This window comes from Psychroflexus aurantiacus, assembly GCF_010820555.1.
Lineage (GTDB): Bacteria > Bacteroidota > Bacteroidia > Flavobacteriales > Flavobacteriaceae > Psychroflexus > Psychroflexus aurantiacus.
The window spans coordinates 129,654-151,406 of the sequence record NZ_JAAIKD010000003.1; the positions used below are offsets into that span (position 1 = coordinate 129,654).

A 21,753-nucleotide genomic window follows, 5' to 3' on the forward strand; every position below is an offset into this window, starting at 1 on the left:
ACTAAAACAGGACTTATTTGTCTTATTATAATATTAACTGTATTTTTACTTTAAAATCGAGTATATGTTTTCAAAACGCTGTGAATATGCGATAAAAATAATGACCTTTATTGCACATCAACAAAAAAAATCAAATAAAAAAGTAGATGTGGACGCCATTTCTAAGGCGATTGACTCTCCAAAAGCCTTCACAGCTAAAATTTTACAAGATTTAGTCAAATCTGATTTGTTAGTGAGCACACGCGGCCGATTTGGCGGTTTTTCTTTATCTGCTCAAATTGATATTAATCTTAAGCAAATTATTGAAGCCATAGATGGACATAAATTATTAGAGGGTTGTTTATTAGGTTTTGGAGCCTGTTCAGAAAAAAATCCTTGCGTTGTTCATCATCAATTAAAATCTGCCAGAGAAATTTTAAAGCTAAAATTGAGAGACACCAATTTAGAAATAATAGCAAAACGCGTGAATGAAAAAAACGCTTATTTCAAGGAATAAAAAAAAATTATTTTAAAATAAGACAAAATTGTCCTGATATAATTATTAAAAACACGACTTATGTTACTAAACTTTAAACTTGACGAGAGCTTTATTCAAAAGTATAGCCAGATTAAACCAGATTTTGGTTTTAACGGCTTAGGATTATTAACTTATCACCGCACCTACTCCAGATTAAAAGCCAATGGAGAAAATGAGCAGTGGTTTGAGACTATAAGACGTGTTGTAGAAGGTTGTTATAGTCTTCAAAAAGAACATATTCTTAGAAATGAACTGGGCTGGAACGATACCAAAGCCCAGCGCTCAGCTCAGGAAATGTACGACCGAATGTTCACAATGAAGTTTTTGCCACCTGGCAGAATGCTTTGGGCGTTAGGAACTCCCATTATCCATGAAAAGAAAGTTGGTCAGGCGTTGTTCAATTGTGCCTTTGTTTCTACAAAAGACATCGATAAAAGCATTGTGGATGCCGTAAAGCCCTTCACTTTTATGATGGACATGAGTATGGTAGGTGTTGGTGTTGGCTTTGATGTTTCAGGTGAGCATAAAGTACGGATTCATCAACCTGAAAAACATTCTGAAACCTATGTTATTCCTGACTCCAGAGAAGGCTGGGTAAAAAGCCTTGAGTTGTTATTAGCCTCTTATTTTGGTCAGCATTTCAACACTAATCATACCCATAAAATAGAATTTGATTATAGCCTAATCAGAAAAGAAGGAGAACCCATTCGCGGGTTTGGTGGCATCTCCTCTGGTCCAAAACCTTTAGAAAAGCTTCATGGGCAGATTCGAACTACTTTAAACCAGGTGAATCAAAAGAATATAAGTATCACAGTTATAGCCGATATCATGAATATGATAGGACAGTGTGTGGTTGCTGGAAATGTAAGACGTACCGCGCAAATTGCTTTGGGAAATGCTGAAAGTGAAGAGTACAGGAAACTTAAAGACTATCAGTGGGATAGCAAAACCGAAACCTATGTCGGAGAAAACGCACATCGCGCAGTTTATGGATGGGCATCCAACAACAGTGTGTTAGTGGATAATAACACAGATTTTGAAGATCTAGCTAAACAAACGGCCATTAATGGCGAACCTGGTTATGTCTTCTTGGATAACATTAGAGCATATTCCAGGATGAGTGATCCTGCAGATCATAAAGATCATAAAGCAGTGGGTACTAATCCTTGTGGAGAGCAGTCTCTGGAGAGCTACGAACTTTGCTGCTTGGTAGAAACTTTTCCATCACGAGCTGAAAGCAAAGAGGATTACTTACGAACTTTAAAATTTGCCTATCTCGTTGGGAAAACTGCCACCTTGGTGACCACAACATGGCATGAAACCAATCGGGTTCAAAAACGCAATCGCCGTATTGGAACATCTGTTACAGGGGTTACAAATTTTATTGGTCAGCATACTTTAGACATTTTCAAAAGCTGGCTAGAGTCTGGTTATAAGGAGATTCAAAATTGGGATGAGATTTATTCGTCCTGGTTATGTGTTCCCAAAAGTATTAAATCCACTAGTGTTAAGCCTTCAGGAACAGTAAGTCTCTTGGCAGGAGTAAATCCTGGCTGTCATTATCCTGAATTTAATTATTATATCCGAAGAATCCGTATTGCTAAAAATTCAAAATTAATCCCTCAACTTTTTGAAGCTGGATTAGAAATTGAAGACGATGTAATGGATCCGAGTTCGGCCGTAGTTGCGTTTCCTATTCATAATGAAGGCAAATCCTTAAAAGAGGTCAGCATCTGGGAACAAGTAAGTTTAGCTGTGTTTTTACAACGCTACTGGTCCGATAATCAGGTGTCCTGTACAGTTACCTTTAAGCCCGAAGAAGCAGGTCAAATTAAACCGATTTTAGATTTTTTTAAATACGAGCTTAAGTCTATTAGCTTTTTACCCAAGTTAGAAATGGGTGCTTATGCGCAAATGCCCTATGAAGCCATTTCCAAAGAAAAATACAACCAGATGAAATCTAATATGAAAGCGGATTTCAGCATACAGTCTTTTGAAGATGGTAAAGGAGAAAAGTTTTGCAATACCGATACCTGTTTAATATAAATGCTGACTATAATGAACTTAAGGAAAGAGATTAAACAACTTAAAGAAGAAAAAAATGCAGTGATCTTAGCGCATTATTACCAGGATCCGTCTATTCAAGATATCGCAGACCACGTTGGCAATAGTCTCGAACTCGCTAAAAAAGCCCAAGAAACATCTGCAAAACTAATCGTTTTTGCAGGTGTTCATTTCATGGCTGAAACCGCTAAAATTTTAAATCCATCTAAAAAAGTTTTAGTACCCGATCTGGAGGCCGGCTGCTCTTTGGCAGATGATTGTAAAGCAACAGATTTTAAAAAATTTATCGATAACTATCCTGAACACCTTATCCTCGCTAGCATCAATTGTAATGCAGAAATTAAAGCCATGAGCGATTTAGTGTGTACATCTTCCAATGCTTTGGAGGTCGTTAACAGCATTCCTAAGCATAAAAAAATATTATTTGCTCCAGATGAACATTTAGGAAATTACTTGATTAAAGAAACCGGAAGAGATATAATACTCTGGGATGGGTCGTGTCTTCCACATGAGGCTTTTTATTACAATAAAATTTTAGATTTAATCATGGAATACCCTTATGTCCAAATAATTGCGCATCCCGATAGTGATGCTGAAATTTTGAAAATAGCGCATTTTGTCGGTACTACTTCAAAGCTATTGAAGTATGTAAAACAGATGGAATATCAAGAATTTATCATCGCTGTTGAGGCTGAAATTCTTCAGGAGATGCAAAGATTAGTTCCCCATAAAAAACTAATCCCTGCCCCGATTCAGGACAATATTTCATGTGCCTGCAGGGCATGTGATTTTATGAAACTGAATACTTTACAAAAGCTTTATGACTGTTTAAAAAATGAAAAACCAGAAGTACAACTCAATCATGAAATCGCTTATAAAGCAGCCTTGCCCTTACAAGAAATGCTTAGTAACCACTAAAGCAATAAAAGGCTGTTTGGGGTTCGCGCTCTAAGTTTTTTTTTAAAACTAATATTAGCTTTTAGGAATCGGTCTTTCTGTGTATATACATCTGCATAAAAATAAGAGAGGCCATATTTCTCGCGTTGTTTTTGGCACGATCGGCGAGATCGCCTTCAAAATAATCGTCTACAGTCTCAAACCAAAGATTTAACCAGACCCCAAAATGTTTTTGTCCGATGCTTTCCTTAAAATCCTGGTCAACACGTTGATGGATACGTTTCGGATTGCCTTTATAGTTGCGTTTAAAAAATAAATTGGTTTCCCAGAAATCGGTTAATTTCTCAAGATGCGCATCCCAGTCTTCAATGCTTTCATTAAAAAAATAGCCAACCTCCTCGTTTTTACGAACTTTTGTATAGAACTGATGCACTAATTTAGAAACATCATCCCTTGTTTTCAAATCTGTTTTCATCTGAAAAAAATATAATAGGCAATGCTAAGCACACTTGACAATACACTGAAGACCTGAAGAAAAAAGACTATTTTAGATTTTAAACCAACCAAAACGGAAGCATTATAAATCATAGCGGCGATAACAATCCAGCTTAAGTGGATGACATGGTATATGGAATTCCCATCTGCCAAAATCATCATAGCAGCTATAGACCCCAGACAACTGGAAACAATGATGCCCAAAATGGAATTGGCCATATAAAACCTCTCAAAATCTTTAGATAATCGTTCAGTACTGTTCATGTTACTTTTTTTTACAAAGTACAAAGTCACATGAGCACTAGTTATGATTTGAATCAGGTTAGCCTAATTAAGCCATTTATCTGAAGATTTTACGCTTTTTGATTTGGATTTCGCCCTTTTTTTCCATGGCCTTACATGCCCGTATCACCGTCTCCACCCGCAAGCCGGTAAGGTCAGCGATTTGCTGACGCGTTAGGTCCACTTCCAGAATGTCTGTTGAATCCAGCTCATGGATATGTTTTTTGGTATAGTCCAGTAAGCGCAGGATACGGTGTTCGGGTTCCTGAGATGAAATTTCTGAAGCCATAATCGCTTTGTAGTAAAGCCGGGAAGCCAGGACTTCAGACACCCTGAGATGGGCTTCTGGATTTTCTTTTAATAATTCGAAAAAAACGTCTTTTGGTAAACGGTATAGTTCAACATCTGTGATAGCTTCAGCTCCGGCAGGGTAAGTCACATCTGCAAATAAGGGAGGCTCACCAAAACTTTGACCTGCATAAAAAATACCCTGGATGAACTCCTTGCCGTCCCGGTTGAAATTATTCATTTTTACCTCACCGGATTTCACCTGAAAATAATACTGCGCTTTACTCCCGTAATCAAAAATGACATTCCCCTTCTCTATTTCAATACGTTCGGCATCAAATTGCTCTAATAAATGCATATCAATCATAAGAATTGTTTTATCAATATTAAAGATGCTAATTTTTCAGGTCATTTGACTACATAGAAAAAATTAAAGCAGTACTGCAATCCTAAATGAATTTCGAACTTAAAACTCAATCTCTAAAGTTGCATACCAGTTTCTGGGGGCGGAAGGAATAATTCCGGGTCCCGGATAGCCTGTTGCCCTCCTGGTAAAATAGGCTTCATCCAGAAGATTGTTAACCCCTGTTTCGAGTTTAAAATTTTTATAGCGGTAGGACATAGAAAAATCAAGCACATCATAGGCCGGAATTTCACCTATAACGCCGCTTAAGCCGGCCTCAACTGAATTGGTCGCATCTGTAAACTGATCTGATAAATAAGAATACTGTATACTTGCTCCAAAATTTTTGAACGCAAATCTGGCTCCGGTTTTCAGGTTGAAATCAGGGACGAATTCAACGTTGTTCCCCTCTATTCCCGGGCGTTGAGAATTGGTGTATTCTGAATTGATTACGGAAGTATTGACAAAATAATTCAAACTATACGATGAACCTAAGCTTAAAATCTTTTTCAGATTAAAATCAAATAAGGACTCTACGCCATAGATCATGGCATCGCCTACATTTCCACGTTCACTAATTATTCGATTATCGTCCAAAACCTTTTGTACGAATCCAATTCTGTCTCGATAAGCTAAAGCGAATGCATTGGCATCGTACGAAAGGAAATTATTAAAGTTTCCCCTTAGACCTAAATCGGCTGTAAAACCTTCTTCATCGGTGATATCGGGATCTACAGAGAAAGCAGGATTGCTGATATTGATATCGGAAAAGGTAACCGACCGGTAATTTTCTGAAATGTTGGCATACATTTCTACATCCTCAATGGGCTTATAGCTCAAACCAAGGCCTAAAAGCACAAACGAACGTTCAAAACTTCGCTGATCCGGAATGCTTCGGTCATCGATCACGTTTCCGGCCGCATCGGTGTTGATACGCCTGAAAAACCCATCGCTTTCCGTTTTAATGTATTCAAACCTGAAACCAGGGGTTACTGAGAATTTGTCGTTTAGATAAAAAATATTTTCCCCGAACACCGCCACATTTGTATTGGGTAAATCGAATTCGGATTGGTTGGGATACCCCGGATAATCGTCATTTCTAAATCTAAAATCAGGACCAAATCCATCAGAACCGGCCCCCTGCTGTTCCTGGTTATCCGAATCGTAATATTTCGCTCCAATCAAAAAAGTGGCATCGTTCTCCAATAGTTTGTATTCACTCAACAACCGAGCTTCAAATCCAAAGTTGCTGAAATCACTCACAATCAAATCACGCTCCTGGTTAGGATCGATTTGATTGACTCTGTTGGTTCTAAAGCCTAAAGCATTTCTTTCAGCATTAAGACCAAAAAAATTGAAGGTAAACTGGGTTTGTTTTGAAAATTCATGCGAAAGCTTAAGATTGTATAATAACCAATCTACCTCAAACCAGTTGCGCTCCCGGTTGCTTTGGTAAGGATCTTCAGCAAACATAGCGTCGGTTAAACCACCGCCTTGCTGGGCGAGGTAATTCATGTAGGTGACTTCGCCAGTCAGTTTCGTTTTTTCGTCAAATTCATAGCCCAGATGCGAAAACAGGTTGATGGATTCGTATTCAGAGTTGGGTCTGAAACCATCACCCCGCTTATAATTCAGGTAAGTATAGTAACTCCAGTTGTCTTTGGTACCACTTAGGCTGGTGAAATTGGTGTAAAGTCCAAAACTGCCGGCTGTATTACGCGTAACAACTTCAAGCGTCTTATACGGATTAGGTTCTTTCATAATGAAATTGACAAGCCCGCCAAACTGAGTTCCATATTGGAGTGAAGCCGCTCCCCTAATGATTTGTATCTGTTGTAAACCTTCAGATGCCGGGGTATAATAACTTTCAGGATAACCTAAAACATCAGCGCTGATATCGTATCCATTTTGTCGCGTATTGAAATTGGCTGTCCGGTTCGGATTTAGCCCCCTGCCTCCTATATTTAGCTGCAAGCCGCCATCATCATTTTGAAAAATATTTAAGCCGGCAACCTGACTGTAAATTTGCCTGGCATTATTGGTCGCCAAATTGGCCATGGACTGGTCTACCTGAATAACTTCCGTCTTCTTCCCGGCATAAATAGCCGTCCCCTCCACATCTTTAAGACGGTTGAGCGCAAAGACTTTCTCTTTTTGAGCGATGATTTGAACTTCGGAAAGCTCTTCAGACAGGGCTTCCAGTTCAACCTTTAGTGAAGACGTTTCAGCCGGATTGATAGTCCGTTCAAGAATCTCGTACTGAAGTCCGTAGAAAATTAAATTCAATTCGGGTTTAGTGGTTTCAAACTCAAAATAGCCCGAGGCATTGGTTTGTGCTAAAATGCCTTTTTCCTTATCGTAAACATTGACCGACTTCAGTGGCTTTTGGCTGGTTTTTTCATATACATAACCTTCAACGGTATAGGTCTGAGCCCGTCCTTGGACTGAACATAAAACCAAAACTATTACTATACTAAAGTCCTTTAATGTCATCATTGAGTGGTAGTATCCAGCTTTTGGGCTGGAATGATTCGTATTGTTTTAATAAATCCACATCGGGATCGATAAAAGGCTGACTTTTTCTGCCATTGAGCGCTACATAGCTTTCTACATAAATTTCGATGGGCTCATGACCCTGGGCTTTAAACTGCTCCCCCAGAAAATGGGCATATTCCAAAATAAAATCAGGTTGTGTACTCATTTGTTTTTCCTGGAACGAAGATAGAAAATCTGTGTTATCCACATAAAAATAGGTGTTTTCTTCAGGATTCACCACCTTGAAATTGGCATATCCTCGCTTCTCCATCAGCATCACTCGCCAGGAAAACCGGTAGCCTTCCTCTCGCCAAAACAATTCGCTGGGATATAAGACGTACCGGAATGGTAAAAGCATTTGAATGACAAAAAACACAGCCAAACCCGAAATGATTATTTTTGGGTTTGGATACTTAAAAGTTCCAGTAGCAATGGGTTTCGGTTTTATGCTGAACAGCTTTAGAAACTTTTGAATGCTGCGAATGATTTTATGATGCACTTTAGGGTCAAAAAACACCAAACTTCCAATGATCATGATGTACGGAAACATTCCTATGGGAAAAAGGACACGTGTAAACACATGGAAAAACACAACCAGTGCAAAGGCAAAGATTCGGGTTCTTTTATACAGGAGCAGGAACGGAATGAAGAGATCATATAACATTCCAGACCAGCTCATGGCGAAGTGAAACCACTCCTGCTGCATCAGATTTCCACCGATAAACGGCAGACCATATTTAGAGGGCAGCCATATTTTTAAGGGCATCGCCTTAAACAGCCAGTCACTGTTAAGCTTTGCTAAACCCGCATAAAAATAAACCAGAGCCAGTAATAATTTTATAGAGTCAATCGTCCATTGGGGTATGAGCAGGTATTGCTTCTTTTTAAATAGAGTGTCGATTGAATAAAAAGCACTGGCCGGTAAAAAAATCATTAAAAAACTGACAAGACTTATAAAGTAGTAATGGTTGAGATAAGTCGTCTTATCCATGAGTTCTATGTAGGTAAAACTCAAAAAAAACAGAATGATAGCCAGACGGTATTTCAACCCCAGCGCCACACATAAAGCAGAGAGTCCACAGAGGATAAAGATGAGATACGTCCAGTCTCCAATGGGTTTTATCCATTCAAAACCGTAATAGGAAAAATGAAATTTCGGATCGAGATACAGCTTTTCAATCCAGCCATAACTCCAAAACCGAATAATGCTAATAAGCATCATCAAACCAAAACCAATCCTAAAAACCGCTAAAGGTGCGGCTGAATTTTGCTGATTGAAATAGGCTTTAACGTGCTTTAACATAGGTAAAGAAAGGGATTTTCAAAACTATGAAAATCCCTTTTTAAATTTAAAATTGATAAACTTAAAAATGATTAGTCTCCATCTGCATCAACATAATCCACACTGATATCTAAAGCCTGAAGCATATCGACTTTCAATAACACAACTGCCAGCTGAATGCTGTCGAAGGTCTCGGTCATCGCGACATTATTGGTGTTCACCTGTTCAGCAAAACTATCGTTCAGGGTATTAATTTTGGTTCGGGCTGCAGCATACTGAGACGTGATGGATGTACTTAAATCTTCACTGCCGTTGATGGAATTCAGATAATCAGCTAAACTCCTGCCATCACTTCCACTTTGATACGCGCGGCCATTAAAGAAATCCTGAACAGCAGTCATAGCCTCTAAAGCCAGGACCTTAGAAAAATCATAGGTATAATAAGCTTCTACGCGGTCTGGTAAAGGGTTTTGAGAAAAAACACCTGCCGGAATTCCAAATTTATTGGCTCTGAACCCTTTTTCATAATAATAAATGAAATCATTCACGACCAAATTGATAGAACCCGTGGCTGTATTATCCGTACTACTAACAAATGTATCCCGATAGCCATTTTTCCAGTCCTCCAAAACGGTTTGGGTTAAGCTTTGCATTCTATCGGTCAAATCGGAAAGATAGATTTTGCGTTTATCAGCTGAAGCAGAGGTAGTATAAAAATCCACCACTTCCGTTTCTGTACTTCCTACACCATAAAGCATATAATCTAGAGCCGGGAAACCTACAGCATCATTGTTGTTGACACTTGACAAATCATAATCCTGAGATTCGATATTGTTCTGGATGTCCTGAACGTTTGTAGGGTACACATTCATCTGAAAAATGTAGTTGATGTTTTCAGCCATACCCACGTTAAACATCTCTGCATACTGCCAGACTTTATAAGCATCCTGCCATGCCGTTCTTAAACTGAAAAGGTTTGTTGGCGTTGGCTCAGCTATAAAAACCTCTTTTTCAGCTGCCAGAATTTCAAGCTTGGAATTCAAATCCTCGTAAACGGGAATGATGATATTATCGGCCCAGTTGACGAGCATCGCGGAACGATCAAAGTTATCCGTTTGATTATCAGTTCCACCAGAAGTATCATCTGAGCTACAGGAAAACATGAATATGACACCTGTAAATAAGGCTAAAAATGTTCTCTTAATCATATGCTTATTTTTTTTGCAAATATAAAAGTAAAGTGATCTTTGCTTAATTAATTTAATCTTAAACTAATTCTAAATTAGCTTCCAGCCTGCTCTACAGTAAAGCTAAATCGCGCTGCTATCTGGTTAGAAAGTGCATCTAAGGTGGCTTCAGTTACATCCCAAAATCCATTGCCTTCCATCAAAGTAGATAGCATGGCATCGACTTCTGCTTTAGAAAAGTAAGGACTCACAGACCCGGGCATTCTAGTAAACTGAAGACTGTTGATAAATCCGTAAGCTTCAGATAAATCATGAAAAGCGGCCCCTTTATCGTTGGCTAAGCTGCTTTTGGCTTGCTGCAGGTAATACACCGCTCTGATACCACTGATTTTAGAAATCTGCTCTCTGATGATTTCTGCCTGCTGATCTCTTAAATCATAATCCTCAGCAACGATAGCTGCGCGACCTAATACAAAAGCGTCATAAACCACATCTGCAATACCGGTAAAGTCAGGATCATTTTCAACTCTGCCCAAGTACTTGTTTAAGTATTGATCCTGTCCGAATTGCGGATTGTCTTTATTATCGGTACCATAAAGGTATCCAAAGGCCTCATCCCATTTGTGCTCCATTACCGTATAACTTTTACCGTCTACCGTAATTTCGTTATTGTTGTTTTCGATGTTATCGGCTTCATCCAATACAGAAGAACTCAAATAATTATTAAGCATCTGATCGGTCATTACACCGCCTAAAAGCGTTAAAATGATAGCCTGGTCATACTCCAGTCCTTTGGCATTCACGTACCTGATGCTTCCTCCGCCAGCTTCTTGAATCTGACCTGCCACACCAACTGTAGCGTTAGTATTCCAATTCGTAAAAATATCGTTGGCCTGGGCACTGATCCATGCGTCAACTTGGTTTCTTATGGCTAGGGCTTGAGTAGTATTGGCCGAAAAATAGTCTTTGGATGCTGCTGTTTTACTTCTTAAATTCTTACCTGATGCATTTAAATCGGCATCTGAAAAATCACTGTCCCCTTCCTGATGCGCATACATGGAAAGCAATTCTGTTTCTGTTTTAGTATTGTCTAGTAAAGAGCTTTTCAGTTCATTCGCCATCAAAATCCTGGTGGTTTGTCCATCATAACTCACGGTGCTCGTTCCATTACGCTCAAAACTGTAAGTTTCTGGAACTTCTACAACAGGATCAATGATTATATCATCATCACTACAGGACATAAATACTAAAGCTGAAGCACTTAAAAATAGACTTGTAATTACATTTGACCTTTTCATTTCTTGATTTTAATTTGTTTGTTTTAATTTAGACTTGTTATAAATACAGTGCAAATATAGTATTCATTTTAATTTGAACAAAGTTTATTTATATTAAGTTTAAATAAGGATAGTTAAAATTTAAGGTGAAATCCGAAGCTTTAGAATTCCCAGCCAGTTGGATATCCATTTAAAAAAGGTTTTGGGCGTTTTAACGGGCTGTCCGTTACAAGTCCGCCCCCCAATGCTTTGGGGGTTACGGGCTTTCCACTTCCATCCCGAACGCGGGATTTAGTGGTAAAATATTAAATTTGAGATCATCAAATGATCGATAATCTGATTTCAACCTATTTCAAAATGAAACAGCTTCTTAGTTATAGTCCTGTCTTTATGTGTTGTTTGTTCAGCATACAAACATTCGCACAACTCGATGAATCCTGGAAAGAAAAACCGTCTCTTAGTCTTTATGGGTTTGTGGATGCCTTTTACGTGTATGACTTCAACGAACCACAAACTAAACAAAGACAGTCTTTTCTTTTTAATCACAACAGGCATAATGAATACAATTTAAATTTAGGCCTCATCCGGTTGGGTCTGAATCACTCCAGATACAGAGCTAACCTGGCTTTTCAGACAGGAACTTATGCCAATGATAATTACGCAGAGGAATCCGGGGTGTTTAAAAACCTTTTTGAAGCTAACGTTGGTGTCGCCTTAACTTCCAATCAAAACCTATGGCTGGATGTAGGAATTTTTCCCTCGCATTTAGGATTTGAAAGTGCTATTTCACTCGATAATTTCACGCTAACGCGTTCACTTTCAGCAGAAAGCTCTCCTTACTTTTTAGCAGGTGCTAAAGTGACTTATAAGGCTAGTGAAAAATTAGAGCTTACCGGACTCATGCTTAACGGCTGGCAACGGATTCAAAGGCTTGAAGGTAATTCATTACCCTCTTTTGGGACTCAACTGAATTACGCAGCCTCAGACAAACTCAGTCTCAACTGGAGTACATTTATAGGCACAGATGATCCCGATGCAACCCGTCGTATGCGTTATTTCAGCAATATGTATGCTCAGTTTCGACTGGCTGAAAGCTTTAACCTTATAGCAGGTTTCGACCTGGGCGCTCAACAGAAGATGAAGGACAGTTCAAGTTACAATTTGTGGTATACCCCTGTCATAATTGGTCAGTATATCATTGACGAGACCTGGAGTACCGCCTTCAGACTAGAATATTATCAGGATGAAAACGGGGTGATTATTCCCACTGAGACAACCAACGGATTTAAAACCACCGGTCTGTCTGTAAATGTAGACTATTCTCCCATTCCCAACCTGGCCTGCAGACTCGAAGCCCGCTGGTTTGAAAGTCAAGATGCCATTTTTGGAACTCCCGATAACAATACTACTTCCAACTTTTTCGTAGGAGGATCTGTGGCGATTCAGTTTATGGAGATCCTTGGGAAGTAAATTGTGAGCCGTGAGCCGTGAGCCGTGAGCCGTGAGCCGTGAGCCGTGAGCTGAAATTAAAAAAAATCAATATTTTTTATCTGATATTTTTTATTCAGTACTCGCTAATCTTTGAAACAAGAGCCAGGTATAGAGACTAAATATTTAACTGCTAACATTGCAATTCTAATACCTAGTATCTTACTTCTGATATCTCACTTCACATCCTAGTGCGTAAATTCTTTATACACGATATAAATCCCCATGAGCAGGACAAACCAACCAAAGACTTTTTTGAGTTTGCCACCATCAATATATTTGTTCAGCCAGATACCCACGAAAATACCGATGACCGAAAGCCCGGTGAACATCCCCAGGAATTCCCATTGGATGTCCAGGTTTTGAACATCGCCCAGGAACCCAATTAAGGATTTCACCGCTATAATCAGTAATGAGGTAGCAACCGCTTTCTTCATGGGCAGTTTGGCCAGCAATACCAAAGCGGGGATAATCAGAAAGCCACCTCCTGCCCCAACAATTCCTGTAAGGAAACCCACAACAATACCTTCTACGATGATAAGCGGGTAATTATACTTCACTTCCACCTCGGCTTCCTCCAGTTCTTCCTTTTCGTCTTTGATCATGGAATAGGATGCCAATACCATAATTAGGGCAAAAAACAACATGATACCTATATCCTTGGTCACTTCGAAGCCAGAAATGGTAAATATGGACTCGGGTATGGACGGTATGGCGAATTTACGGGTGAGGTAAACGGCGATAAAAGCAGGGATGGCAAAAACCGTGGCTGTTTTTAGATCTACAAGTCCTTTCTGCATATTTCTGACTGCCCCAACCAGACTGGCCGTACCTACCACAAAAAGCGAATAGGCTGTAGCGGTAACCGGATCTTCGGAAAGCAAATAAACCAGCACAGGAACGGTAAGTATGGAGCCACCTCCCCCAATTAATCCAAGTACCACACCTATAACCAGGGCGCCAAAAAATCCTAATAATTCTATGAATTCCATAAGCTAAATTTCATTTGAAAGCGGCAAAGATAGAACCCGGCCAAAGCCGGGGCAGTAACTTTGGTTACATTGAAAGTAAGGCTTTAAATTGATTTTGAAAGATAATTATTTATCTTAGCGAAAAAATAGGAAATGGCACTAGAACAAGAGGTAATGCAAAAAATGAAAGAAGCGATGAAGGCTAAAGATACAGTCGCCCTGGCTTCTTTACGATCTATAAAAAGTGAGATTCTGAAAGCTAAAACGGCCACTTCAAGCAAAGAGGACATGACTGAAGCTGACGAGTTGAAGCTGGTTCAAAAACTGGTAAAACAGAGAAAAGACAGTGCCGACTTATATCTGGAGCAAAACCGTAAGGATTTGGCTGATGCCGAATTGGAAGAAGCTAAAGTTATCGAGCAATTTCTTCCGGCGCAGCTAAGCGAGGAGGAAGTCAGTAAAGAAGTGAAAGCCATTATCGAAGAAGCGGGGGCTGACTCCATGAAAGATATGGGAAAAGTGATGGGATTGGCGACCCAGCGCCTGGCTGGAAAAGCAGATGGCAAAACAATTTCCAAAATCGTTAAAGAGAATTTGTCTTAAAGCAGAATAGTATTGTATTTTTGCAATTCAAAATAAGAGATTTCCGTGAACACGGAAATTGAAGGCCGCGTAGTTCAACTGAATAGAATATCAGATTTCGGCTCTGAGGGTTGCAGGTTTGAATCCTGCCGCGGTCACTACAAGCAGAAAACCACGCTGAGAAGCGTGGTTCTTTGTTTTATGAAAAACCAAACGCAGTTTGAGGTTTTGAAATAAAATAAAGAACCAGGACGATAGTCCTTGGTTTGCTATTTGCAAAAGAAAACGCAAAGGATATGCAATCCTGCCACGCCTGCCTGACTGGCCTTTGGCAGGCAGGGTTTACATTTTTGATTTGAGATTTCTGATTTCTGATTTCTGATTTCTGATTTCTGATTTTAGAGAAAATAACCTATAGGGATCCGGTATAACATGCTGATAAAAAGAAGACTCACGAGAAGTTTCTTTAGTATTAATGCCATGCACAGGTTTAAATCACTGCCGGTCTTTACCCACCAAACTGATGAAGCTTATTTTGGTTTCACAGATAGCAGAGGCTATCTGTGTTAATTCATTGAGGTATCGGTCCTCCAGTGTATCTAATACCTGGTAATCTTGAAGCACCTCGAGGCGTTCGACTTCATTCATTCATTTATTTTTGCTATAGATCAATTGAAAACTCAGAAGCTAAAACCATTAAGAGTTGTAAAACTCATCTTGGCACATGCATATATTTAAATAATCAATTCAAAATTCTTAAAAAAAAATTAAGATGATTTCAAAGAAAAACACAGTATAACGTAGTTTTATTAGATGTATTACATTTCAAAAAAATTCCCAAAAGTTGAAATCCACTATACCTTAACTTTTATTTAAATTTTGATAAGTTTTGTTTTTTTTCTTATAAATTTGAATTTGATCACTAGGTAAAATTTACTTCTATGAAAACCAAGATATTGTTATTAGATGACGACTTTCTGATCAATTTTATCAATAAAAAATATCTTAAAAATGAATATCCAGTAAAGGATACCTACGATTTTATGTCTGCTTCTTTAGCCTTAGATTTTTTGAGATCTGAAGGTGTTGATAAAAATCTTCTGTACATCATTTTTTTAGATATTAATATGACAGAGATGGATGGTTGGGAATTCATGGATATTCTGCAAAGCGATTTTTCTTCACTCAATTTCGAAATTCATATGCTTTCCTCCTCCATATCAGAGGAAGATAAAAAAAGGGCTGAAGGTTATCACTTCGTCAACTCATACATCGATAAGCCACTCAACAAAAGTAAATTATTACCAATTTTAGAATCGATTTCCTCATAAACCTAACTGAGGAATTGAAAAAAGTGGTAAAACTAGCTTAGGTCAGGGGTTCTGAATAAACCTTATATTATTATACTACTCGAAACCTTGGGCTTAAAACAACTAAAACCGGGGCACAGGTAAGTATCCCCTTGCTTAGACTCGAAAAAAGAATTTGATAGAATAATATCAAAGCAGATTTTTGTCGATTCAACACAAAAAGAAGACACGCAAAAATTACACGCCGGTCCTCAAATTTTCATCACTAGCTTTTCTTTCTAAATTGGAGCATTAATCAATTTTCACTGTTGAGAAATATTAATAATACATTGAGGCAATCCTATCCTTAGATTACTCGAAGAGATATAAATTGGAAAAAAAATTAGCGCGTTAATTCATTTTAATTAACTTCAATATTTAGGTTTAAAATTTTCAACAATGAGTCTGGAAGCTTATATCACACTCGCCATTATTGGCATTAGTATGTTCTGCTTTATGAAGGAATCTATTCCGGTAGATTTGGTAGCGCTTGGCATCATGGTCAGTTTAGTCATCACCGGGGTCGTTGATGCGGGTGAGGCCATTTCCGGATTCGCCAATCAGGCTACCCTGGCTGTAGCAGCGATGTTCATACTCAGCCGATCATTGCTAAAATCAAATTTAATTGACTTTTTAGGTCCGTTTATGGAAAAGATGCTTAACAAAACGTATAGCACGTCTATATTGAGTATGGCCTTTATGATGGGAGGTATCTCCGCTTTTATTAACAACACACCGGTGGTTGCAACCTTTATACCGGTCGTGAACAGAACCACAAAAAAACTCAAGCATCCTCCATCCAAGTACTTAATTCCACTTTCTTATTTAGCCATTTTTGGAGGGATGTGTACCTTGATTGGCACGTCTACCAACCTGCTGGTAAGCGGTATGGCATCCGACAGAGGATTTGAAGGTTTCGAAATGTTCACCCTCGCTCCGGTAGGACTCTGCTTGTTAATCGTAGGGGTTATTTATGTGATTTTTGTTGGTCGTTATCTGTTACCAGATATGGGAACCAAGGACTTGATGGAAGAAGAGGAAGAAATTAAACAGTTCCTGGCTGAGGTTAGGATAAAAGAAAAATCTGAAGAGAAAGAATTGACTCTAAATAATTTCATTGAGGAAAATGACATCAAAATCAAAATACTGAAAAGGAATGGAGAGACCGAAAAAGATCTTGATCAATCTAAGGAGTTAAAAGAAGGAGACACCTTGCTCATTGAAGGTTCACTTAAGGAAATCAATAAATTGATTAAAGAAGATTATTTGAGTCTTGCAGAAGACTTTGAGGACAAGGAATTCCCGGATGAAGAAACCCGCATGGTCGAAATTATCCTTTTACCTAATTCTGAAATAATTGGTCAGAAACTTGAAGAGGTGGATTTTCTCAATCGGTATAACGCAAATGTTATTGGCATTCGCCAAAGAGGTGAAAAGCAACTCTCAGATTTGAAAGAAGTTAAACTTCAAGCCGGTGATATCTTAGTTCTGCTGACTAACAAAAACGGGTATCAGCTTTTGGAAGAAAGTCAGAAAAAACGAAATTCACCATTTATCTCCGTGAGCGAAAAAATACTAAGCGATCTGGATCCCAAGAAGCTTTACATTACCATTTCAGTCATTCTATCTGTCATTCTTCTGGCTACTTTCAATATTTTACCATTGGTTATTTCAGCTTTTGCAGGAGTCGTCGTCTTAAACATTTTTGGGGTTATCACTATGCAGGAGGCTTACAGAGCGGTAGACTGGAAAGTTATTTTTTTATTAGCGGGTTCCATGAGTTTAGGTGCCGCAATGACAAGTAGTGGCCTATCTGAAAATATCAGTGAACTGCTTTTAAATTTCACCAGCCAGTACCAAAGCCAAATGCTTATTGTGGCTATTTTTTATTTATTCACAGCTTTACTTACAGAAACGATGAGTAACAATGCCTCTGCTGCTTTGATGGTGCCTATAGCCTTTTCTGTTGCAGGAAGCCTGGACACCAATATTCTACCGCTTTTAGTGACTATTGCCATAGCTGGAAGTGCGAGTTTTATGACGCCTATAGGTTACCAGACCAACACCATGGTTTTTAGTGCCGGTAAATACAAGTTTACCGACTTCACTAAAGTAGGCGCCCCACTGAGCCTTACATTCCTGATAGTAGCCAGTATTCTTATTCCTTACTTTTATCCGTTTTAAAACGTTCTTCTATTTCAGAATCATCGTAAAACCGGTTTAATTTTTTTTGTAAAAGCTGATAGCGAATAATCCCAAACGTCAGTAAAAAAGCACTGATGAAAAATAAGGCGTAGCCTACCCAGCTTAAGGGTTCAAAGTCTTCCAGTTTTACGAAAGCTATACCCGCGATGATCAGATAAAAACTAGTGCGGATGTAAGAAAAAAAGGTTCGCTCATTGGCCAGCGTGGTTCGTTCCATGGCTAAAAAATCGCGCAGAATTATTTTTTCATTATTCCTGAAGTCACTTCTAAATCGTCTAAATCTTTTCATTTTTAATCTTTAAGATGCATTTCAATTTAAAAAAAAGTATGGGATTTTCAAATCTTCTTATAATACTCTTAAAAGCTTTGAATTTATTTCATTAGTAGCTAATTTGAACAAAAACTAAGTATTTCATAATAAATTATGATTAATAAGGTACTTTATACTGAATTATAGCGGGGTTTATCATCAGATCCTGGTTTCAGACGATGATTAAATCGAGCTTTCTGAAGTGTAATACAACTTAACTAATGAAAGTGAAAAAGTTTAAAATTTAATGTTTTGACTAACATCCAAACTTTAAATCTTTTTATCAATGCATGGTACGGAACAAATACTTAAGGATGCAAATACGCTGATGAAGCGCTTTGCAAAACGAACAGGACTTGGTCCTGAAAATGGCCAGACCAGCCAGCGCTATCTCTGGACCGATGCTTTTGCTCTATTCAACTTTTTAGCGCTTAAAAGAAGTGACGAGAGTAATGAAAACCAGGACTCAGCTTTAAAACTCATCCACGAAGTTCATCATCATTTAGGAAAATTCGCAAAAAACGACCCCAGAACCGGTTGGATAAGTGAACTTCCTGAAGAAAAAGCGAAGAATCACCCCACCGTTAAAGGCCTTCGAATAGGTAAACAACTTCCCGAACGTAAGCCGGATGAACCTTATAACCGGCAACTGGAATGGGAAAGAGACGGACAGTATTACCATTACCATACGCGCTGGATTTCAGCACTGGTAAAAGCCGGGGAAGCCTTAGAGAAAGAAGAATTTCTCAGATGGGCAGTAGAACTCAGTTTAGCAGGCGCTCATTTTATAGAAGATAAAAAGGAAAGTTTAAGCATGCACTGGAAAATGAGTGTGGATCTTTCGCGACCTCTGGTCCCTGGCATGGGCGCACACGATCCTTTGGAGGGTTTGCTTTGTGCCTTGCAAGCATGGGACATCTCGGGTGTTTACCCTGAAGAATTTGATGCTTACATCAACAAGCTGAAGTCGCTTTGCCACTACTCCAACTGGCAGACTGAAGATGCGCTGGGAATTGGCGGTTTACTTTTAAATGTCATACGCGCTACAGAACTTCAGCAAACATTTGACTTGCAGGATGCTGTAAAACCGGAAAGACTGCTAAGAGTTACAGAACAAAGCCTAAAGGCTTTTTATAGATCTTATGAGCCCGAAAAATCGGCAGAGTATCGTCTGGCCTTTAGAGAATGTGGACTTTCACTAGGGCTTCGCTGTCTAAAAGGAAATTTAGAATTCCTGGAAAAAAATGGTTTAATACCAGACATCGACTCCAAAATCTGGAGTATTGCCGATGACATAGAAGCCTTTTGGCTTAACCCGGAACATACTCAGGTGTCTACATTTCAGGATCACCTGGATATCAATGAAGTGAGCCTGGCGGCTAGTTTGCTAGCCCGTAAAGCACCTCACATTTATACCAGAACACATTAAAAAAATAAACTTATGAAAGATTCAGTTATTGCAACACTACAGGAAACTAAAAATGATTTTAAGGATAAAGCAGATTTAAAGGCCTTGATCCAGTCTATCAAAGACAAAAAAATTGTGATGATTGGTGAAGCTTCTCATGGAACTCATGACTATTACAATTGGAGAGCCAAAATCTCTAAGCTATTGATGGAAGAACATGGGTTTGATTTTGTAGCGGTTGAGGGAGACTGGCCCGCATGCTATGAACTCAATCGCCATGTCAAAAACTATGAAGATGCGGAAGAAGAAACAAAAAAAGTACTTAAGGAGTTTCAAAGATGGCCGTCCTGGATGTGGGCCAACTGGGAAGTCCATGAGTGGGCACAATGGCTAAAAGAATTTAACAAAGAGCTTCCTTCAGATCAACGCAAAGGCTTTTATGGCCTGGATGTTTACAGCCTATGGGAGTCGCTGGATGCCATTATGGAGTATCTGAAAAAAGAAGACCCTTCTGCCCTGGAAACCGCAAAAACGGCCATTCGCTGTTTTGAGCCTCATCGCGATGAAGGTGGACAAAAATATGCCCTATCCACCAGATTGGTTCCCGAGGGCTGCAGCAAAGAAGTGACTCAGTTACTCTCTGAAATACGCCAAAATGCCACGAATTACAATTCAGACCGGGAACATGCTTTTAGCACCGAACAAAATGCACTAGTCACCAAAAACGCTGAAAAGTATTATCGCATCATGGCTTCCGGAGATGAATCTACCTGGAATCTTCGAGACCGACACATGATGGATACCCTAAGCCGGCTTATGAAATTTCACGGTGAACATGCCAAGGGTATTGTCTGGGCCCATAACACACACATTGGAGATGCTTCTTTTACCGATATGGCCGGACAGGGCTTATACAATATAGGAGAGCTTGGCAGAGAAGAATATGGTAAAGATGAGGTGTCTCTTATTGGGTTTGGAAGTTACCGCGGAAGCGTACTGGCAGGAAGCTCCTGGGGCTCAGCAGTTCAGGACATGGAATTACCGGAAGGACGTGAGGATAGCTGGGAAGATCTATGTCATCGCGCCGGAGATCAGTTTCACATTAACATGGATGATCTTAAACATATTCCTGAATTACAGGAAAGGATTCCACACCGAGCAGTGGGTGTAGTATATAACCCAAAACATGAGCGCTTTGGAAATTATGTGCCTACACTAATCACAGAACGTTATGATCACTTTCTGTTTTTTGATAAAACACAAGCTTTAAATCCTATAGATGTTTCTGTTGAGAATTCTAAAATTCCTGAAACCTATCCTTATGGCTTGTGAGTCATGATGTGTTAGTAAAAAGCTTAAGATTAGAAAAAGAGCATATACTAGTAATTGAAAACAAATTCAGAAAAAATGAGTAAAAAAGACGCAAAGTATAGCGTGTCAGTGATTTATAAATTTTCCTTCTTGCGAAGCGCTTTGCAATGAATGCTTTTAAAAATTAGTGAAAAAATGAATTCAGTTGCTGTAGTTCAATGAAAGGATGATTTATTAAAAAATAATATATGATGAGTACAAAAAAAGACATGATAGAACGTCAACTTAAAAACAGAGATATTGAAGATCCGGCAGTCTTAAAAGCTATGGAGGAAGTGGATAGAAAGCTTTTTGTACCTGATGACATGAAGGACAAAGCTTATCAGGATAGTCCTTTGCCAATAGGTAAATCTCAGACGATTAGTCAGCCTTATATCGTTGCTTATATGGCCCAGGCTTTAGATTTGAAAGAAGATGACAAGGTCCTTGAAATAGGAACAGGTTGCGGTTATAATGCTGCCGTACTATCTCGGCTGGTTAACAAGGTCTATTCGGTAGAAATAATAGAGTGGCTGGCCGATTTGGCTAAAGAAAATCTGGGAAAAACAGATCACGACAATATAGAGACCCGCCACGCTGATGGTTATGAAGGCTGGCCGGAAAAAGGGCCTTTTGATGCGATTCAACTTACAGCAGCACCCCCAAAAATTCCTGAAACCCTTAAAAAACAGTTGAAAATTGGCGGTAAACTTTTAGCCCCTGTAGGAACCTCTTCGCAACGGTTGGTTCTAATAGAGCGCCTCGAAGAAGATAAGTTCGAAGAAAAAGATTTATTGATGGTCAGATTTGTTCCTATGACCGGTCAGGCTCAAAAAGAATAGACCTGGAGATTTCAATCCTTA

General features: G+C 39.0%; 20 protein-coding genes and 1 tRNA gene. 11 read left to right on the forward strand and 10 right to left on the reverse strand.

Going from position 1 to position 21,753, the window contains the following annotated elements:
- The first annotated feature begins 64 nt into the window (after positions 1–64).
- The 3 genes from G3567_RS06035 to nadA are packed head-to-tail and all read left to right on the forward strand — an operon-like array spanning position 65 to position 3,499.
- Positions 65–496, forward strand: a complete 432-nt coding sequence (locus tag G3567_RS06035; protein WP_164004436.1) for an RrF2 family transcriptional regulator — start codon at positions 65–67, stop codon at positions 494–496.
- Positions 497–556: 60 nt separating this feature from the next.
- Positions 557–2,563 (forward strand): glycyl radical enzyme family protein, encoded by a 2,007-nt coding sequence (locus tag G3567_RS06040; RefSeq protein WP_164004437.1) that lies wholly within the window; start codon positions 557–559, stop codon positions 2,561–2,563.
- Positions 2,564–2,575: 12 nt separating this feature from the next.
- Positions 2,576–3,499: a quinolinate synthase NadA gene (nadA, locus tag G3567_RS06045; RefSeq protein WP_164004438.1), complete on the forward strand. Its 924-nt coding sequence runs from the start codon at positions 2,576–2,578 to the stop codon at positions 3,497–3,499.
- A 61-nt stretch (positions 3,500–3,560) separates the two neighbouring features.
- Here the strand turns inward: nadA and G3567_RS06050 are convergent, their stop codons facing one another.
- From G3567_RS06050 to G3567_RS06080, 7 genes are all read right to left on the reverse strand, one after another.
- Positions 3,561–3,953, reverse strand: coding sequence for a group III truncated hemoglobin (locus tag G3567_RS06050; protein WP_164004439.1), 393 nt, complete (start codon positions 3,951–3,953; stop codon positions 3,561–3,563).
- Complete coding sequence (locus G3567_RS06055; RefSeq protein WP_164004440.1) at positions 3,950–4,237, reverse strand: hypothetical protein; 288 nt, start codon at positions 4,235–4,237, stop codon at positions 3,950–3,952. The genes G3567_RS06050 and G3567_RS06055 overlap by 4 nt, the downstream gene beginning before the upstream one ends.
- Positions 4,238–4,313: 76 nt before the next feature.
- The gene (locus G3567_RS06060) at positions 4,314–4,910 is read right to left on the reverse strand and encodes a Crp/Fnr family transcriptional regulator (RefSeq protein WP_164004441.1); all 597 of its coding nucleotides are present in this window, start codon (positions 4,908–4,910) and stop codon (positions 4,314–4,316) included.
- Between the two features lie 99 nt (positions 4,911–5,009).
- Positions 5,010–7,439 carry a TonB-dependent receptor domain-containing protein gene (locus G3567_RS06065; protein WP_164004725.1) on the reverse strand — a complete coding sequence of 810 codons (2,430 nt, stop codon included), beginning with the start codon at positions 7,437–7,439 and terminating at the stop codon, positions 5,010–5,012.
- On the reverse strand, positions 7,420–8,784 hold the full coding sequence (locus G3567_RS06070) for an HTTM domain-containing protein (RefSeq protein WP_164004442.1): 1,365 nt from the start codon (positions 8,782–8,784) through the stop codon (positions 7,420–7,422). Before G3567_RS06070 ends, G3567_RS06065 begins: the two co-directional genes overlap by 20 nt.
- A gap of 71 nt (positions 8,785–8,855) precedes the next feature.
- Positions 8,856–9,971: an imelysin family protein gene (locus tag G3567_RS06075; protein WP_205521188.1), complete on the reverse strand. Its 1,116-nt coding sequence runs from the start codon at positions 9,969–9,971 to the stop codon at positions 8,856–8,858.
- Positions 9,972–10,045: 74 nt separating this feature from the next.
- Complete coding sequence (locus G3567_RS06080; protein ID WP_164004443.1) at positions 10,046–11,248, reverse strand: DUF4856 domain-containing protein; 1,203 nt, start codon at positions 11,246–11,248, stop codon at positions 10,046–10,048.
- 336 nt (positions 11,249–11,584) lie between these two features.
- On the opposite strand from G3567_RS06080, the gene G3567_RS06085 reads away from it, so the two are divergent.
- Complete coding sequence (locus G3567_RS06085; RefSeq protein WP_164004444.1) at positions 11,585–12,697, forward strand: porin; 1,113 nt, start codon at positions 11,585–11,587, stop codon at positions 12,695–12,697.
- Positions 12,698–12,903: 206 nt separating this feature from the next.
- On the opposite strand, the gene G3567_RS06090 is transcribed toward G3567_RS06085, so the two are convergent.
- Positions 12,904–13,707 (reverse strand): sulfite exporter TauE/SafE family protein, encoded by an 804-nt coding sequence (locus G3567_RS06090; RefSeq protein WP_164004445.1) that lies wholly within the window; start codon positions 13,705–13,707, stop codon positions 12,904–12,906.
- 132 nt (positions 13,708–13,839) lie between these two features.
- On the opposite strand from G3567_RS06090, the gene G3567_RS06095 reads away from it, so the two are divergent.
- Together G3567_RS06095 and G3567_RS06100 are read left to right on the forward strand one after the other, a co-directional pair.
- Entirely contained in the window at positions 13,840–14,289 is a 450-nt protein-coding gene (locus tag G3567_RS06095) for a GatB/YqeY domain-containing protein (RefSeq protein WP_164004446.1), read from the forward strand.
- Between the two features lie 63 nt (positions 14,290–14,352).
- Positions 14,353–14,426, forward strand: a tRNA-Arg gene (locus tag G3567_RS06100).
- 337 nt (positions 14,427–14,763) lie between these two features.
- On the opposite strand, the gene G3567_RS06105 is transcribed toward G3567_RS06100, so the two are convergent.
- The gene (locus G3567_RS06105; protein WP_164004447.1) at positions 14,764–14,916 is read right to left on the reverse strand and encodes a hypothetical protein; all 153 of its coding nucleotides are present in this window, start codon (positions 14,914–14,916) and stop codon (positions 14,764–14,766) included.
- Between the two features lie 293 nt (positions 14,917–15,209).
- Here G3567_RS06105 and G3567_RS06110 point away from each other — a divergent pair, with 293 nt between their 5' ends.
- Positions 15,210–15,599: a response regulator gene (locus G3567_RS06110; RefSeq protein ID WP_164004448.1), complete on the forward strand. Its 390-nt coding sequence runs from the start codon at positions 15,210–15,212 to the stop codon at positions 15,597–15,599.
- A 417-nt stretch (positions 15,600–16,016) separates the two neighbouring features.
- Entirely contained in the window at positions 16,017–17,801 is a 1,785-nt protein-coding gene (locus G3567_RS06115; RefSeq protein WP_164004449.1) for an SLC13 family permease, read from the forward strand.
- On the opposite strand, the gene G3567_RS06120 is transcribed toward G3567_RS06115, so the two are convergent.
- Positions 17,776–18,111, reverse strand: coding sequence for a DUF202 domain-containing protein (locus G3567_RS06120; RefSeq protein ID WP_164004450.1), 336 nt, complete (start codon positions 18,109–18,111; stop codon positions 17,776–17,778). The genes G3567_RS06115 and G3567_RS06120 overlap by 26 nt on opposite strands.
- 307 nt (positions 18,112–18,418) lie before the next feature.
- Between G3567_RS06120 and G3567_RS06125 the strand changes: the two genes are divergently transcribed.
- The 3 genes from G3567_RS06125 to G3567_RS06135 all read left to right on the forward strand — a co-directional run bounded on the left by G3567_RS06125 (position 18,419) and on the right by G3567_RS06135 (position 21,732).
- On the forward strand, positions 18,419–19,561 hold the full coding sequence (locus G3567_RS06125; protein WP_164004451.1) for a hypothetical protein: 1,143 nt from the start codon (positions 18,419–18,421) through the stop codon (positions 19,559–19,561).
- A gap of 12 nt (positions 19,562–19,573) precedes the next feature.
- Entirely contained in the window at positions 19,574–20,872 is a 1,299-nt protein-coding gene (locus G3567_RS06130) for an erythromycin esterase family protein (protein WP_164004452.1), read from the forward strand.
- A 227-nt stretch (positions 20,873–21,099) separates the two neighbouring features.
- Positions 21,100–21,732 (forward strand): protein-L-isoaspartate(D-aspartate) O-methyltransferase, encoded by a 633-nt coding sequence (locus tag G3567_RS06135; RefSeq protein ID WP_164004453.1) that lies wholly within the window; start codon positions 21,100–21,102, stop codon positions 21,730–21,732.
- Positions 21,733–21,753 lie beyond the last annotated feature (21 nt).

Bases quoted from the DNA above. Each gene is read 5' to 3' on its own strand.
- nadA (WP_164004438.1), top strand. From the start codon at position 2,576: ATGAACTTAAGGAAAGAGATTAAACAACTTAAAGAAGAAAAAAATGCA.
- G3567_RS06035 (WP_164004436.1), top strand. From the start codon at position 65: ATGTTTTCAAAACGCTGTGAATATGCGATAAAAATAATGACCTTTATT.
- G3567_RS06130 (WP_164004452.1), top strand. From the start codon at position 19,574: ATGAAAGATTCAGTTATTGCAACACTACAGGAAACTAAAAATGATTTT.
- G3567_RS06120 (WP_164004450.1), bottom strand. From the start codon at position 18,111: ATGAAAAGATTTAGACGATTTAGAAGTGACTTCAGGAATAATGAAAAA.
- G3567_RS06105 (WP_164004447.1), bottom strand. From the start codon at position 14,916: ATGAATGAAGTCGAACGCCTCGAGGTGCTTCAAGATTACCAGGTATTA.
- G3567_RS06090 (WP_164004445.1), bottom strand. From the start codon at position 13,707: ATGGAATTCATAGAATTATTAGGATTTTTTGGCGCCCTGGTTATAGGT.
- G3567_RS06110 (WP_164004448.1), top strand. From the start codon at position 15,210: ATGAAAACCAAGATATTGTTATTAGATGACGACTTTCTGATCAATTTT.
- G3567_RS06070 (WP_164004442.1), bottom strand. From the start codon at position 8,784: ATGTTAAAGCACGTTAAAGCCTATTTCAATCAGCAAAATTCAGCCGCA.
- G3567_RS06055 (WP_164004440.1), bottom strand. From the start codon at position 4,237: ATGAACAGTACTGAACGATTATCTAAAGATTTTGAGAGGTTTTATATG.
- G3567_RS06125 (WP_164004451.1), top strand. From the start codon at position 18,419: ATGCATGGTACGGAACAAATACTTAAGGATGCAAATACGCTGATGAAG.
- G3567_RS06095 (WP_164004446.1), top strand. From the start codon at position 13,840: ATGGCACTAGAACAAGAGGTAATGCAAAAAATGAAAGAAGCGATGAAG.
- G3567_RS06060 (WP_164004441.1), bottom strand. From the start codon at position 4,910: ATGATTGATATGCATTTATTAGAGCAATTTGATGCCGAACGTATTGAA.
- G3567_RS06135 (WP_164004453.1), top strand. From the start codon at position 21,100: ATGATGAGTACAAAAAAAGACATGATAGAACGTCAACTTAAAAACAGA.
- G3567_RS06115 (WP_164004449.1), top strand. From the start codon at position 16,017: ATGAGTCTGGAAGCTTATATCACACTCGCCATTATTGGCATTAGTATG.
- G3567_RS06075 (WP_205521188.1), bottom strand. From the start codon at position 9,971: ATGATTAAGAGAACATTTTTAGCCTTATTTACAGGTGTCATATTCATG.
- G3567_RS06085 (WP_164004444.1), top strand. From the start codon at position 11,585: ATGAAACAGCTTCTTAGTTATAGTCCTGTCTTTATGTGTTGTTTGTTC.
- G3567_RS06065 (WP_164004725.1), bottom strand. From the start codon at position 7,439: ATGACATTAAAGGACTTTAGTATAGTAATAGTTTTGGTTTTATGTTCA.
- G3567_RS06040 (WP_164004437.1), top strand. From the start codon at position 557: ATGTTACTAAACTTTAAACTTGACGAGAGCTTTATTCAAAAGTATAGC.
- G3567_RS06080 (WP_164004443.1), bottom strand. From the start codon at position 11,248: ATGAAAAGGTCAAATGTAATTACAAGTCTATTTTTAAGTGCTTCAGCT.
- G3567_RS06050 (WP_164004439.1), bottom strand. From the start codon at position 3,953: ATGAAAACAGATTTGAAAACAAGGGATGATGTTTCTAAATTAGTGCAT.